General features: G+C 31.8%; 14 protein-coding genes. 5 read left to right on the top strand and 9 right to left on the bottom strand.

Annotated elements, in window-relative coordinates; all coding sequences use genetic code 11:
• Nucleotides 1-34: 34 nt before the first annotated feature.
• Nucleotides 35-745, bottom strand: a complete 711-nt coding sequence (locus tag Q0739_RS12560) for a DUF4197 domain-containing protein (RefSeq protein ID WP_298239089.1) — start codon at nucleotides 743-745, stop codon at nucleotides 35-37.
• 281 nt (nucleotides 746-1,026) lie between these two features.
• On the opposite strand from Q0739_RS12560, the gene Q0739_RS12555 reads away from it, so the two are divergent.
• Entirely contained in the window at nucleotides 1,027-2,154 is a 1,128-nt protein-coding gene (locus tag Q0739_RS12555) for a TlpA disulfide reductase family protein (protein WP_298239088.1), read from the top strand.
• A 59-nt stretch (nucleotides 2,155-2,213) separates the two neighbouring features.
• On the opposite strand, the gene Q0739_RS12550 is transcribed toward Q0739_RS12555, so the two are convergent.
• Together Q0739_RS12550 and purU are read right to left on the bottom strand one after the other, a co-directional pair.
• Complete coding sequence (locus tag Q0739_RS12550) at nucleotides 2,214-3,311, bottom strand: OmpA family protein (protein WP_298239087.1); 1,098 nt, start codon at nucleotides 3,309-3,311, stop codon at nucleotides 2,214-2,216.
• Nucleotides 3,312-3,449: 138 nt separating this feature from the next.
• Nucleotides 3,450-4,304 (bottom strand): formyltetrahydrofolate deformylase, encoded by an 855-nt coding sequence (gene purU / locus Q0739_RS12545; protein ID WP_298239086.1) that lies wholly within the window; start codon nucleotides 4,302-4,304, stop codon nucleotides 3,450-3,452.
• A 146-nt stretch (nucleotides 4,305-4,450) separates the two neighbouring features.
• Between purU and Q0739_RS12540 the strand changes: the two genes are divergently transcribed.
• Both Q0739_RS12540 and Q0739_RS12535 read left to right on the top strand, forming a co-directional pair.
• Complete coding sequence (locus tag Q0739_RS12540; RefSeq protein ID WP_298239085.1) at nucleotides 4,451-7,888, top strand: methylmalonyl-CoA mutase family protein; 3,438 nt, start codon at nucleotides 4,451-4,453, stop codon at nucleotides 7,886-7,888.
• Nucleotides 7,889-8,135: 247 nt separating this feature from the next.
• Nucleotides 8,136-8,564: a hypothetical protein gene (locus Q0739_RS12535; RefSeq protein ID WP_298239084.1), complete on the top strand. Its 429-nt coding sequence runs from the start codon at nucleotides 8,136-8,138 to the stop codon at nucleotides 8,562-8,564.
• Between the two features lie 7 nt (nucleotides 8,565-8,571).
• Here Q0739_RS12535 and Q0739_RS12530 read toward each other — a convergent pair whose 3' ends face one another.
• Nucleotides 8,572-8,967 carry a hypothetical protein gene (locus Q0739_RS12530; protein ID WP_298239083.1) on the bottom strand — a complete coding sequence of 132 codons (396 nt, stop codon included), beginning with the start codon at nucleotides 8,965-8,967 and terminating at the stop codon, nucleotides 8,572-8,574.
• A 123-nt stretch (nucleotides 8,968-9,090) separates the two neighbouring features.
• Here Q0739_RS12530 and Q0739_RS12525 point away from each other — a divergent pair, with 123 nt between their 5' ends.
• A complete protein-coding gene (locus tag Q0739_RS12525; RefSeq protein ID WP_298239082.1) occupies nucleotides 9,091-9,534 on the top strand; it encodes an Lrp/AsnC family transcriptional regulator in 444 nt (147 codons plus the stop codon).
• 93 nt (nucleotides 9,535-9,627) lie between these two features.
• Here the strand turns inward: Q0739_RS12525 and Q0739_RS12520 are convergent, their stop codons facing one another.
• From Q0739_RS12520 to Q0739_RS12510, 3 genes are read right to left on the bottom strand one after another with little or no spacing between them, the layout of a single operon-like run.
• Nucleotides 9,628-10,038 (bottom strand): hypothetical protein, encoded by a 411-nt coding sequence (locus Q0739_RS12520; RefSeq protein WP_298239081.1) that lies wholly within the window; start codon nucleotides 10,036-10,038, stop codon nucleotides 9,628-9,630.
• A 14-nt stretch (nucleotides 10,039-10,052) separates the two neighbouring features.
• Nucleotides 10,053-10,430 carry a VOC family protein gene (locus Q0739_RS12515; protein ID WP_298239080.1) on the bottom strand — a complete coding sequence of 126 codons (378 nt, stop codon included), beginning with the start codon at nucleotides 10,428-10,430 and terminating at the stop codon, nucleotides 10,053-10,055.
• The gene (locus Q0739_RS12510; RefSeq protein ID WP_298239079.1) at nucleotides 10,421-11,671 is read right to left on the bottom strand and encodes an MFS transporter; all 1,251 of its coding nucleotides are present in this window, start codon (nucleotides 11,669-11,671) and stop codon (nucleotides 10,421-10,423) included. Before Q0739_RS12510 ends, Q0739_RS12515 begins: the two co-directional genes overlap by 10 nt.
• Before the next feature lie 260 nt (nucleotides 11,672-11,931).
• Here Q0739_RS12510 and Q0739_RS12505 point away from each other — a divergent pair, with 260 nt between their 5' ends.
• Nucleotides 11,932-12,537: a DUF1684 domain-containing protein gene (locus tag Q0739_RS12505; protein ID WP_298239078.1), complete on the top strand. Its 606-nt coding sequence runs from the start codon at nucleotides 11,932-11,934 to the stop codon at nucleotides 12,535-12,537.
• 100 nt (nucleotides 12,538-12,637) lie between these two features.
• Here the strand turns inward: Q0739_RS12505 and crcB are convergent, their stop codons facing one another.
• Together crcB and Q0739_RS12495 are read right to left on the bottom strand one after the other, a co-directional pair.
• Nucleotides 12,638-13,003 (bottom strand): fluoride efflux transporter CrcB, encoded by a 366-nt coding sequence (crcB, locus tag Q0739_RS12500; protein ID WP_298239077.1) that lies wholly within the window; start codon nucleotides 13,001-13,003, stop codon nucleotides 12,638-12,640.
• Nucleotide 13,004: 1 nt separating this feature from the next.
• Nucleotides 13,005-14,024, bottom strand: coding sequence for a GyrI-like domain-containing protein (locus Q0739_RS12495; RefSeq protein WP_298239076.1), 1,020 nt, complete (start codon nucleotides 14,022-14,024; stop codon nucleotides 13,005-13,007).
• Nucleotides 14,025-14,154 lie beyond the last annotated feature (130 nt).

Genomic DNA, 14,154 nt, shown 5'->3' with positions numbered 1-14,154 from the left:
ATAGCAGTAATTTCTTAGATAGTAATATCTTCTTTTACTTCCTGTCCTGCAAAGCAAATACCTTTCTCAATAAATCTGTAGTTCTAGAAGATATTTTATTACGGATTTCTTTTTCTTCCACAGCTATCATAGTGTAAACACCTTGTAAAGCTTCACCAGTTACATAATCTGTTAAGTCTGGATTTACATCTGAAGTGAATGGTAAATTATTGTACTTGCTAATTAGGTTGTTCCAAATATCATCAGCTCCAACCTTGTTAAAAGAGTTTTTTATAACAGGATTAAATTTAGCGTATAAAGCTGCTTCGGTTTTCGAAGTTAAATATTGCGTCGCAGCATTGTCTTGACCTAGCAAGATGTTTTTTGCATCTGTAAAGGTAATACCCTTAACGGCATCAATAAAAATAGGTGTTGCTTCTTTTACAGCATCTTCAGCGGCTCTATTAAGTACTTTTAGTCCCTCATCTGCTAATTTACTAAGTCCAATGTCGCGAAGTGCTTTATCAACTTTTCTTAGTTCTTCTGGTAATAAAATTTTAACCAATTCATTTTTAAAGAAACCATCGGTTTGTGTGAGTTTGGTTACTTGTTTGTCAATTCCAAAATCTAAGGCTTGTCTTAAACCAGAAGCTATTTCAGCATTTCCTATAGTACCTCCTTGAGGTAATTGATTAATAACTTCTTGTAATTCTGCGCAGGCAGTAAGGTTAAATATTAAGAAAAATGCTAAAAATTTTCGAATCATGATTTTGGATTTTGTGGATTTAACAAATATAAGAGTTATGGTTTAGATTTTGTATTAAGTAGATGCTATTATAGTTCAATAATAATTAATCGTATAATTTAAATGCGATATATTATAAACCTCATGTGTTAATAATTGAGACACAAGAAAAGAAATTAGTCACAGAATATGGTTTGCTTTTATGGAAATGTCATTAATTTTCAAAAAATACTATTTTAGCATAATTATTGTTATATGTTTATCAGTAATAGTTTTAATGTTTATCAAATCTTAATTAAATAATGAGCATAAAAAAAAGAGTTATTTATTTATTGTGTTTTTTGTTTCCGATATTTTTTTTCGGACAGATAAAAATTTCAGAACATATTCAAGAGTCTCAAATAGCAAAAGGCAATAATAATGCACTCTATTTTGTTGAGTTTTGGGCTACTTGGTGTAAGCCTTGTATTCATGTATCTAAATATTTAGAATCTTTACAGAGTCAGTACCCAAATAATTTTTACGTGCTTTCACTTACACAAGAAAATGCCGATGTTGTAAAACGTTTTATGAAAAAACATAAGATGAATTTAGCTGTAGCTATAGATTTTGAAGGAGAAACGTTTAAACATAATAATATACAAAGTTTACCACAGGGCATTTTATTTAACGCTAATGGAAAGAAACTTTGGGAAGGGCATCCTGCTGATTTTAAGAATTATCACATAAGAAAGTTTTTAAATAGTAACAGTAAGAAAATTTCGAAGGAGAAAATGTTTAAACTTAATTCCTATGTAAAGGAAGTTGTAAAAGTTAAGGAGTCTCCTAAAAAGGATTTTAGTATTACCAAATTACAATCTACAGAGCATAGAAATGAATTTCAAATTATAAAGCACTCTAGTTATTTAGAGTTGAAAGGAAATCTACAAGATATTCTAGCATATTCATTGAATGTGTATCGCAATCAAATAAAGATACCTTCAGAGCTGAATAATTTTTATCAGGTACAATTTAATTTAGACTCTTCAGCCTATTCTAATAAATCGAATACGATTTTAGATGCTTTAAATTTAGGTCATGTAAGTATAGAAACTGCTGGAGAAGCACTCGTTTTTGATATTGAATCTCCAAGGTTCTGGAACACGAATCAAATAGATTGGGGGGTAGAGACGCCACATTTTTTAATTGGAGACTCAGAAATTCAAGCCGATAATGTATCATTACAAGATGTTAGTTACAGATTGGCTAATTTGTTAAATACACCTATAGTAATTGAAAATTCTAAGTTTGTTACAGAATTGCATGATTGGCAAATACACTATAAGTATTTCGATTTAATGGTCTCTAATATGATTGATAATTACGGGATATCAATAGCGAAGAAAAATGTTAGTTACCAACAATATGAGATAAAAAAAAGGACGCCCTGAGAGAAGGACGTCCAATTAACAAACCACTAAACAACATTTAGCTAACCCTAACCAACTGTTTAGTTTCCAATTACTCTAAATTCTGTTCTTCTGTTTTTTTGATGCTCTGCTTCAGAACATTCAACACCATTTGCACAACGGTTTACTAATCTAGACTCGCCATATCCTCTAGCAGATAGTCTACTTCTAGAAATACCTTTAGATACTAGGTAGTTTACTACAGAGTTAGCTCGTTGTTGTGATAAAGACATGTTGTAATCATCATTACCTCTTGAATCTGTATGAGACATTAATTCAATGCTTACAGGCTTGCTGTTAAGTAATGGTAATAGAGTTTCATCAATTATCTTTTTAGATGCAGGTGTAATTCTAGCACTAGCCAATTCATAAAATATTGGTAAAACGTTCGCGTTTAAAAGACCACAATCAACTTCTTCCCAAGTAGTAATACCACCTTTTTTAGCTAAAACAGTTCTTGTTATAGATTGAGACTTTGCAGGTACAGTTACACTTCTTGTAGTTGCAGGAGTTGCTACAACTTGACGCTTGATAGTCGTATATTCTGCTGGAATTTCTATCTCATCCATTCTAGCTGGTGTTTTAATAACACGTTTTTTGTATACTGTAGGTACTTCTGGTATTGGAATATTGCTAGTACCAGCATCATTAGCTAAGGTAGTAAAACTTACATCTCTAAATTGTGCTGGATACTCAACAAAACATGCAACAACACAGTCTTCTTTGTTTGGTGAATCACAAGTAGTTTCTTTGTACTCCCAACCTGATGTTTTAGGGTATACTTCGAAAGTTCTAGAATCTGAACCAAAAGTTGCAGGATTAATGCTTAAATCTGTTCTTCCTTCTTTTTTAATGTAAGGAACTTCAATAGTTTCGTAAGTTGCTGGTACGTACACGAATTTTTTAGAAGTTTCTTTTACTAAAACACGTTCTTCAACGGTTCTATATGTTGCAGGTACTACTTCTAACTTCGTATATGCTGGATAAACTTCTATAGTTTCTTCAACATCTTTAAACTCGTCTTTGGTAATACATTTAACGTAGCATTTACCTGGATCAGGATTTGCTGGTAAGTCTTGTGCTTGCGAGAAGCCGATGCCTAACAAAAACGCTAGACATAAAAATAAATTTGTTTTCATAAAATTAAAATTTAGTTAATGGTTATATTTTCCACATCAATGAGACACAAGGAAAATTAATTAGTCACAATTAATTTTATTAATTTTATGATATAATTAATAAGTGTATTCTTGTTAATTGATAATAAGAAGATTACGTTATGAAAAAATAACGGTTTTGTTGTTGTAGGTCATTACTTTTCTGTTGGTATGAAGTTTTACAGCATTTGCTAAAACAATTTTTTCAAGGTCACGCCCTTTAGCAATTAAATCTTTAATAGAGTAGGTGTGAGATACGTGTGCAACATCCTGTTCAATAATTGGGCCAGCATCAAGTTCTTCTGTAACATAGTGACTGGTAGCTCCTATAATTTTAACACCACGCTTGTAAGCCGAATGATAGGGTTTTGCACCCACAAAAGCAGGCAAAAAAGAATGATGAATGTTTATTATTTTGTTGGGATACTTGCTAATTAATTTACTAGATATAATTTGCATGTATCTTGCTAAAACAATAAAATCTATTTTGTATTCTTCTAAAAGAGCCAATTGCTTCTCTTCTGCAATGTCTTTTGTGTCTTTTGTTACGGGAATATGATAAAACGGAATTTTAAAATTATCTGCAATCGATTTTAAATTAGTATGATTACTAATAATAAAGGGAATCTCTAAATTTAGTTCTCCAGAATTATAGCGACCAAGTAAATCGTATAAACAATGGTCGTATTTAGAAATAAATAGTGCCATCTTTGGCTTTTTCTTTGAGGAATAGATGCGCCATTTCATTTCAAACTTATCGGCTAAAATATCTTTAAAGTCATTTTTAAAATCTTCGGTCAAGAAAGCATCAGAAATAAACTCGCTTTCCAAACGCATGAAAAAAACATCTTGCTCTCTATCGACATGCTGATCTAGATATACAATATTCCCGCCTTTTTCAGCAACAAAATTAGTTACCGATGCAATAATATTTGGTTTATCTTTACAATGAATGAGTATGATTATTTTATTCATTTAATTCTGAATTATTTAGCGCATAAAATTAATCTAAAAACTTAGATGATTTTTCATTTAGATTAATTTTAGATATTCAGTTGTAAATACATGTATTTTTTAAATATTTCGTAAATTACAACGCTTAAAAACAACTTTTATTACGAATGATACAACAAACACCTTATAAACCAAAATTTAAAGTTAGAATAGTTACAGCCACATCTCTTTTTGACGGACATGATGCTTCAATTAATATTATGAGGCGTATTATTCAGGCAACTGGTGTAGAGGTAATCCATTTAGGGCATGATAGAAGTGTAGAGGAAGTTGTTAATACAGCTATTCAAGAAGATGTAAATGCTATTTGCTTAACCTCATATCAAGGTGGGCATAACGAATATTTTAAGTATATGTTTGATCTTTTAAAAGAAAGAGGCTCAGAGCATATTAAGATTTTTGGAGGTGGAGGTGGTGTCATATTACCATCAGAGATAAAGGATTTAATGGATTATGGGATTTGTAGAATTTATTCGCCCGATGATGGTCGTGAAATGGGATTACAAGGTATGATTAATGATTTGGTAGAAAAATCAGATTTTGCTATAGGCAATCAATTTAATGTTGAATTGGATGCGTTGAAGAAAAAAAATCCAAAATCTATTGCCAGAGTAATCTCTTCTGCTGAAAACTTTCCAGAAATCGCAAAAGAAACTTTGGATAAAATTCATCTAAAAAATAAAGAATCTAATACCCCTGTTTTGGGGATTACAGGAACTGGAGGTGCTGGTAAATCGAGTTTAGTAGATGAATTAGTAAGACGTTTTTTAATAGACTTTCCAGAAAAAACAGTTGGTATTATTTCAGTTGATCCTTCAAAAAGAAAAACAGGTGGAGCTTTATTAGGAGATAGAATTAGAATGAATGCCATTAATAACTCTAGAGTTTATATGCGAAGTTTGGCAACACGTCAATCAAATTTAGCATTATCTAAACACGTAAACGAAGCAGTTGAAGTTTTAAAAGCTGCTGAATACGATTTAATTATTCTTGAAACTTCTGGAATAGGGCAAAGTGACACTGAAATTATTGAACATTCTAATGTGTCGCTTTACGTTATGACACCAGAATTTGGTGCAGCAACCCAACTCGAAAAAATTGATATGCTCGATTTTGCAGATTTAGTGGCTATAAATAAGTTTGATAAACGAGGCGCTTTGGATGCGCTACGCGATGTAAAAAAGCAGTACATGCGTAATAATAACCTTTGGGATGTTCATCAAGATGATTTACCCGTTTTTGGAACCATAGCATCACAGTTTAATGACCCAGGTATGAATACGCTATACAAAGCGGTGATGGATAAATTAGTTGAAAAAATAGATTCTGATTTAAAATCGACTTTCACGATTTCAAATGAAATGAGCGAGAAGATTTTTGTTATCCCACCTTCAAGAACACGATATTTATCTGAGATTGCTGAAAATAATCGTGCTTATGACAAGAAGGTTATTGAGCAAACTGAGGTTGCTCAAAAGCTTTATGGAATCTATAAAACCATTTGTTCCGTTTTGAATGTCACCATGAACGCAGTCCAAAGATCTTTTATTGGAAAATTAGGTTTAAAGGATGATGAAATTCTGAAACAGGTTAAGGATGATAATAAAGATTTCATAAAACTTTTAGTTTCAGAATTTGATAGAGTTAAACTTGACTTAGACCCCTACAATTGGGAAGTTATTTTAGGTTGGAATGAAAAAGTTAATAAATACAGAAACCCAATATATTCTTTTAAAGTAAGAGATAAAGAAATTAAAATTGAAACATATACCGAATCTTTATCACATACTCCAATTCCTAAGGTTGCACTTCCAAAATATCAAGCTTGGGGAGATATATTAAAATGGTGTTTACAAGAAAATGTTCCAGGAGAGTTCCCTTTTGCATCTGGTTTGTATCCTTTTAAAAGAACAGGAGAAGACCCAGCACGTATGTTTGCTGGTGAAGGAGGTCCAGAGCGAACCAATAAACGCTTTCATTATGTCAGTGCGGGTTTGCCAGCAAAGCGTTTGTCAACAGCTTTTGATAGTGTAACACTTTATGGAAACGATCCAGACTATCGTCCAGATATTTATGGAAAAATTGGTAATGCAGGGGTGTCTATTTGTTGTTTGGATGATGCTAAGAAATTATACTCTGGTTTTGATTTAGCAAACCCAATGACTTCTGTAAGCATGACTATTAATGGGCCAGCACCAATGTTGTTAGGCTTTTTTATGAATGCAGCCATCGACCAACAATGTGAAATCTACATTAAAGAAAACGGATTAGAAAAAGAAGTAGAAGCTAAAATTTCTAAGATTTATAAAGAAAAAGAGCGTCCAAAATACAATGGCGAATTACCAAAAGGAAATAATGGTTTAGGGTTGATGCTTTTGGGAGTTACTGGAAACCAAGTGTTGCCTGAGGCTATTTATCAAGCTATTAAAACAAAAACCATTGCTCAAGTTAGAGGAACAGTTCAAGCAGACATTTTAAAAGAAGATCAAGCGCAAAACACCTGTATTTTTTCTACAGAATTTGCACTACGATTGATGGGTGATGTTCAAGAGTATTTTATTGAAAATAATATTCGTAATTTTTATTCTGTTTCCATTTCAGGATACCATATTGCAGAAGCTGGAGCAAACCCCATCACTCAGTTAGCGTTGACTTTATCAAATGGTTTCACTTATGTGGAATATTATTTAAGCAGAGGGATGGATATCAATAAGTTTGGGCCAAATCTCTCTTTTTTCTTTTCAAATGGCATAGACCCTGAATATGCTGTAATAGGTCGTGTTGCTCGTAAAATTTGGGCAAAGGCTATGAAGCATAAGTATGGAGCCAATGCTAGAGCACAAATGTTGAAGTATCATATTCAAACGTCTGGCAGAAGCTTACATGCTCAAGAAATTGATTTTAATGATATAAGAACCACACTTCAAGCATTGTATGCAATCTATGATAATTGTAACTCATTACACACCAATGCTTATGATGAGGCAATAACTACACCTACTGAAGAATCTGTTCGAAGAGCTATGGCAATTCAACTCATAATAAACAAAGAATTGGGATTAGCTAAAAATGAAAACCCAATACAAGGGTCCTTTATTATTGAAGAATTAACCGATTTGGTTGAAGAGGCAGTATTATTAGAATTTGATAGAATTACAGAACGCGGTGGCGTTTTAGGAGCTATGGAAACCATGTATCAACGTTCAAAAATTCAAGAAGAGAGTTTGTACTATGAAACCTTAAAGCATAACGGAAAATTTCCAATAATAGGCGTAAATACGTTTTTAAGCAGTAAAGGATCACCAACGGTTTTACCTGCGGAAGTTATTAGAGCAACAGAAGAAGAAAAAGAGTTTCAAATAAAAACTTTGGAAAATCTTCATAAGTCAAATGACGCTGAAGCACTTTTAAAAACGCTTCAAAATAAAGCCATAAATAACGAAAATATATTTGAAGCCTTAATGGAAGTTTGTAAAGTATGTTCTTTAGGTCAAATTACAAAGGCATTGTTTGAAGTAGGAGGGCAGTATCGCAGAAATATGTAAGCAGAGAACCACTTTTTCTATTTCAGAAAAAGTGAGTGAATCGCTTATCCCGAGCATAGTCTCGGGATCTTTTAAATGTAAATTAAATTTATTAGAACCACTTTTTCTATTTCAGAAAAAGTGAGTGAATCGCTTATCCAGATTAAGACATAAGAATCTTATTTTACTTATAAAAATCATTTTTTTTCTGTTTTAAGAGCAACCATTTCTAGTTTTATTCATCTATTGATAAAGACGTCTTGTTAAAATGAAAAAGTTAATAATTACTATTATTTCAATTGTTTTTCTATGTTGTTCATCAGATGATGCAAAACCTTCTGGTGAAACGGAATTAATAGGAAAATGGAGACTAATCGAACAACTTGTTGACCCAGGAGATGGTAGCGGAACTTTTCAGCCTATAAATAGTAACCGTACAATCGAGTTTTTTAAAGATGGAACAGTAGAAACTAATGGCATATTGTGTTTTATGTCTTCTGAAGTTGGTGACGTAGAAACAGGAACTTATACGTTAATCACTGATACTAATAATAATATACAAAATGATGGTGAAATATTACCTAATACTTGTATTTCTCGTTCTGCTAAGGTTTATTTTGATTTACCAATAACAGGAAATTTAATACTCTGGTATCAATGTATAGAAGGTTGCGGGCAGAAATTCAAGAAAATTTAAAGCAGCCTTATAAAGTTAGCATCCAAGAACTTTGAAGCTTCTTAAACTTCTTTAATTCACTCCTAAGAATTGGTAAAAAATCTTTCCCGTTACTGTTTGAGCGTTCTAACCTGTAAGAATTTTTGTAAAGCTTATTGGTAAGTCGTCTTAGAGAATCAAGGTGTTTATGTTTTCTATCAGAGTATCGTTCTAGTTCGGCATTCATGATTTCAGGAACTAATGATACAGATTGTTGCACAATATCTCCAGAAAAATAAATATTATAATCTTCAGAACCATCTGTTTTTAAATTAGATAGATCGTGATTTAGGTATGTAGATATATTTTGAGAAAGCGCAAAAATCTCTAATGCCTTTTGATAAACCGGTAAATCCGATAGATTTGGTGGGGTATTGTGTAACATAATCTAATTCTATAAGCAATTTTACCAAAATTAGTCACAAGAAACGAGATTCAACTTTAGATTTTAAAGTAAAATTGTATATTTGCTTTGGATTTTAATTATTTTATATTAATTTTCCTTTAAATGAATCTAGATTCCATTAACAGCAAGATTTTAAAGTGTTTGCAAGAAAACGCAAGACTGTCTAATGCCGAAATTGGTAGGCGAGTAGGCATAAGTTCTCCTGCTGTTTCAGAGCGTATTAAAAAGATGGAAGATCTTGGTATTATAGAGGGGTATAAAACTATAGTATCACCTTTTGAAATTGGATATCAACTTAAAGCCATAATTACTTTAAGGGCTTTTATGGGGAAATTAAAACCTTTTTTAGAAAAGGTAAAAACCTATGATGAGGTAATTAACTGTTATCGCATTACTGGGGATGAAAACATTGTTATGGAAGTGGTTTTAAAAAATCAAAAGCATCTTGAAGCTTTTATAGACCAATTGATTTCTTATGGAGAATCAAAAACACAAATAGTTTTATCTAGAGTAGTAAAACAGAAAGAAGTTATTCCAATAAAATAATTTTTACAACCCTTCAAAATCTTCAGGATTATAAGGAATATTATCATCAGGATGAATATCATCATAATTCACACCAGGAGGATTAAAAAGTCCTCATCGATCTATACTATAATTCCAGCAGTCAAAAGTTTTTACCCATTCGGCAAAAATTATTCTAAATTCATCCACTTCATTTCTCAATAAATCTAAGTATTCAATCTCTTTAAATCCATGCATTTCTATACCTTGTACATCAGTTATTAATTCCCTAGCAGATTTTCTAATTATAGCAGCATTTTCCATTTTAATATCATAAAGCGTGTTTTCATCTGCAGCACCTGCAATTTTTGCAGAAATAATTATAGAATTTTCTCTTAAATAATTAAGGTTACTTTTTAGCATTTCAGCTTCTATATCATGTTCAAAATCAATATCTGTATTTTCTACACTTTTAACAATATAGTTTACTAATTTTTGGATATCCATGGCTTTTTTAAAAACCGGTAATTTTTCCCATTTTTCCATCGTATTAACAATAATTAATTAATTCGCCAAGGCGGATTTTTCCTGTTTTTTCCAGCATAATACAAGATAATGTTATTACCATCAGGGTCTTGCAAATGTGCTTCTCGCCATAACCAAGATTTGTCTTCTGTTAGTTCTGTAAAAACAATACCCTTTTGTTGAAGTTCTTCAACAAGAACATCTAAATTGTCATTTTCAAAATAAATACTTATACCAGAATTGTTAGGAATAGCTTCTACCTTATGAATAGAAAATGTGCTGTCTCCATTAGGGCATTCAAACCTTACATATCTTGGGATTGCATCAACAATAAGATGCAATCCCAAAGTTTTGTAAAATTCTGTTGCTCTTGCAACATCTAATGACGGAATTGTTATTTGGTTTAAATCCATAAAATTTCTTTTTCTTCTTCTATATCTTTCATTTTTTGTTTTTTCTTAATATTTAAATACTGATTTAAAATAAATAATAAAAATACACAAAGTGCAGCAAGTATTGTTACAATATACCAAGTGTTATCAAATCCTAGATTATCTACCATTCGCATACCAGCATTATGTCCAAAGATATGTGCTATAGAAAATGAAATAGAATAAAGAGCCATATATTCTCCCTGATTTCCTTTTTTAGCTCTATCCATTGCAAAAGCATTAGAAAAAGGAAAGGCTATCATTTCACCAAAAGTCATCAAGAGCATACCAAATATTAAAACACCTGCCCAATTAGACATGTTTAATATTAAAAAACTTAAACCGGTTAAGATAGCTCCAAAAAGCATTAATCCAGATTTTGTAAACGTGGTATTTTCTAACCATTTTATTAATGGCATTTCTAGTGCAAAAATTATAAATCCGTTCATTCCTAAAAGGACACCTATTTCAAATTCGGTTAAAGCATGTACGTCTTTATAGTATAATGGCATGGTAGAAAAATATTGCAGGAATACAATTCCAAAAAGTACCATGGCAACCAAAAAGATTAAAAAGGCTTTGTCTCCATAAGCCGATTTAGGATTTTCAGTTTTAACATTATCTAAAGTTTTAGTTGTTTTTGGGTTTAAAACATTAATAAGTACAGCAGTAGCAGCGATACAAGTAATACCATCAACCCAAAATAACCCACCATAACTTAATGTAGTAATAATTAGCCCACCAATAGCTGGTCCTGCCGAAAACCCAAGATTTATAGCTAACCTAATTAGCGTTACACTACGTGTTTTATTTTCTGGTTTACTGTATGCACTCAGCGCCACGAACATGGCGGGACGAAACATATCTGCCACCAACATTACCAGAAATATGCCAAAGCAAAATCCAGAAAAAGTTGTTAAATATTGTAAAGTTATAAATAAGACACCTGTTCCTAACAAGCTGTAAACCATTACTTTGTAATAGCCTATTTTGTCGGTTAGTTTACCGCCTAGCCATGACCCAATAACAGAACCTAATCCAAAAGCACTCATTACCCAGCCTACATCAGTAAAAGAGAAATTTAGACTTTCTCTTAAGTATAAGGACAAAAAAGGAATTACCATGGTGCCAGCTCTATTTATAAGTGTTATTAGGGATAGCCACCATACTTCTTGCGATAGGCCTTTAAAGGTATTTAGGTAATTATTAAATAATTTGTTCATGAGTTCTAGTTTTCTACATATTTGAATTTTATTTGAATTGGTAAAAAAAAAGTCCGACTGCGAAGTCGGACTTTTTAATATTGTAATATTTTATATTCATATCACCACAATATATTATAAGCCCAACTACTTGTTTTTAAACAAGAGGTCCATTGCTTTCTATAAATTGTGACGTTACAACGCATTTTTATTTCTTTTGAAAGGTCAAAGCTATGTAAAATTTTCTTAAGTTGTATTTTTGAAATCAAATTATTTTAAAAATGAAATTTGGAATATGTGTTTTTATATCAATTATTTGTCTCACAAGTTGTGCTCAAAAAAAGCGACCAGTTTTAGGTGAAACTGCCTTTCAAAAAGAACAGAACGCCATCTTTAAAGATGCTAGTAAATCACCGCTAAAAGATAAAGACCGTAAGGTATTTAAGGGATTAGAGTTTTTTAAGTTTGATTCTACTTACGTTGTTGAAGCTAGTTTTAAAAGAACACCAAATGAAAAGACTTTTAAAATGAAAACGACGACAGATATAGAGCTTAGTCATGTAAAATACGGCGAACTTAATTTTATTTTAAAAGGAGAAATTTTTATTTTAAATATATATCAAAATTTAGATTTGATTGAAAAAGAGGGCTATGAAGACTATCTATTTCTGCCTTTTTTAGATGAAACAAATGGACAAGAAAGTTATGGTGGAGGCCGTTATATTGATGCTAGAATTCCTAAAGACGATACCATGATAATTGATTTTAATCAATCTTATAATCCATACTGTGCTTACAACGATAAATATTCGTGTCCAATCGTACCTCGAAAGAATTATTTAAAAACTAGAGTAGAAGCAGGGGAGAAGTCTTTTAGTAAGCATTGAATGATACCTGTATGAAGTTCTTTTGCTAACTTATTATTATGATGCTGTTTGTGCAAAATACGTTAAAGAAGCTGGTTGGAAATTTTTACTAAGTCAAGGCTTATTTCGCCAAAAACATCCCCAAAAAAACTGCTAAAAAACCAACCACAAAACTGCCAATAGTATATAAAGCAAAACTTGTAAAGTCGCCAGATTTTAAGAACACATGGTTCTCGTAAGCAAAAGTTGAGAACGTTGTAAAGCCACCACAAAATCCTGTTGCTAATAATAATGTTTGACTTTGGGATAAGGAATTATTTTTGGCAGCTAAACCTAAAATAATACCAATAAGTAAACTTCCTAAAATATTAGCAGCAAAGGTGCCATAAGGAATACCCGTTTCGGTGCTATTTAAATATTTCCCGATAATAAAACGTAAAACACTACCAAAGCCACCACCAACAAAAACTAATAATAATTGCTTCATACTATTTTACGGCGATATAAATTTCAGTAATCCAATCTGCTGGGTTTGGGTTGCTCATTGGGTCGTTAAGGTAGGCTTCAAGCATTGGTCCATTTTCGGCAAATTCTAATCCGTTTTCTGGAATATATTTCATGGCTTCATCCCAAGCTTCTTTTAAGTTTTTGTAGTTTCCCTTAAGTGTTGTTTTAACTGCTTTAAAAGAGGCTAATTGTCCCGTTAATATCTCACTATCTGTTGTAATAATTTTTTCGGTAGTTGGCACACAAGCAGAAAACATAACAGCATTATTTGCTTCGTCCCATTTATGATAGTGTGTAAAAGGTGCTCCAGCCATTTTAATATTATTACTCATGGCATACATACCAACTTTTGGCATCATTTCTTGCATTTTACTTTCTAATTCAGAAATTTTACACGAGGTTGTTGTGTATAAATAATAGCCACCACCGTGCTGCGTGATGCCATTTACTTCTACACTATATTTTTTCATATCTGCAACTAAAATGCTGTCTAACTTTTCTAATCCTCGTTCAAAATCTGGACCAACCTGTTCGTCCATACTACCTGCAAATGCTGTGTAGGCTTTAAAGTCAAAGGGTAAATCTTTACCTTTCATATTCCAAATGACTTCGGTTGAGCCATCGTTGTTAGGGTTGAAAGTCCAATTTATTTTAGAAGGCGGAAAATCTGCAAATTGCATGTCTTGAGTAATAGTTTTATTGATTTCAGTAGCAATAGTTTTCATAGTACCTATGCCGTCTTTGTCTTCCCATGTATAAAACCCATCTACACCTTTAGTTTGTTCACTTAATGTGATGACAGTACTAGGTTCTTTTTCAACCCATGGAGACCAAGCTTCCCAGTTTTTAAAATCAATTATGTTATTATAAGCTACCGAGGTTGGGGCTTTTATGGTTCGACTCCTTGTTACATCAAAAGAATCTGGTTGAACAGCAATATAAATGGCTCCGCCAATAATAGCAATTAATAATAAAAAAAGGATGTACTTAAAAGCTTTCATGATATGGTTTTAAATTTAGTTAAAATGTAAAATCAAATATAATCATTTTTAAATTTCCGTTAATAAATTATTACATTTGCTGTTCAAAAAATAAATATTCACTAATTAAATATCTAAAATTCAGATTAAT

It is taken from the genome of uncultured Algibacter sp., assembly GCF_947487605.1.
GTDB lineage: Bacteria > Bacteroidota > Bacteroidia > Flavobacteriales > Flavobacteriaceae > Algibacter_D.
The sequence above is the reverse complement of the archived record's forward strand: the minus strand, read 5'-3'. Positions and strand labels throughout refer to the sequence as shown.

Excerpts from the sequence above, each read along its gene's own strand:
- Q0739_RS12560 (WP_298239089.1), bottom strand. The coding sequence starts at position 745 with ATGATTCGAAAATTTTTAGCATTTTTCTTAATATTTAACCTTACTGCC.
- Q0739_RS12555 (WP_298239088.1), top strand. The coding sequence starts at position 1,027 with ATGAGCATAAAAAAAAGAGTTATTTATTTATTGTGTTTTTTGTTTCCG.
- Q0739_RS12550 (WP_298239087.1), bottom strand. The coding sequence starts at position 3,311 with ATGAAAACAAATTTATTTTTATGTCTAGCGTTTTTGTTAGGCATCGGC.
- purU (WP_298239086.1), bottom strand. The coding sequence starts at position 4,304 with ATGAATAAAATAATCATACTCATTCATTGTAAAGATAAACCAAATATT.
- Q0739_RS12540 (WP_298239085.1), top strand. The coding sequence starts at position 4,451 with ATGATACAACAAACACCTTATAAACCAAAATTTAAAGTTAGAATAGTT.
- Q0739_RS12535 (WP_298239084.1), top strand. The coding sequence starts at position 8,136 with ATGAAAAAGTTAATAATTACTATTATTTCAATTGTTTTTCTATGTTGT.
- Q0739_RS12530 (WP_298239083.1), bottom strand. The coding sequence starts at position 8,967 with ATGTTACACAATACCCCACCAAATCTATCGGATTTACCGGTTTATCAA.
- Q0739_RS12525 (WP_298239082.1), top strand. The coding sequence starts at position 9,091 with ATGAATCTAGATTCCATTAACAGCAAGATTTTAAAGTGTTTGCAAGAA.
- Q0739_RS12520 (WP_298239081.1), bottom strand. The coding sequence starts at position 10,038 with ATGGAAAAATGGGAAAAATTACCGGTTTTTAAAAAAGCCATGGATATC.
- Q0739_RS12515 (WP_298239080.1), bottom strand. The coding sequence starts at position 10,430 with ATGGATTTAAACCAAATAACAATTCCGTCATTAGATGTTGCAAGAGCA.
- Q0739_RS12510 (WP_298239079.1), bottom strand. The coding sequence starts at position 11,671 with ATGAACAAATTATTTAATAATTACCTAAATACCTTTAAAGGCCTATCG.
- Q0739_RS12505 (WP_298239078.1), top strand. The coding sequence starts at position 11,932 with ATGAAATTTGGAATATGTGTTTTTATATCAATTATTTGTCTCACAAGT.
- crcB (WP_298239077.1), bottom strand. The coding sequence starts at position 13,003 with ATGAAGCAATTATTATTAGTTTTTGTTGGTGGTGGCTTTGGTAGTGTT.
- Q0739_RS12495 (WP_298239076.1), bottom strand. The coding sequence starts at position 14,024 with ATGAAAGCTTTTAAGTACATCCTTTTTTTATTATTAATTGCTATTATT.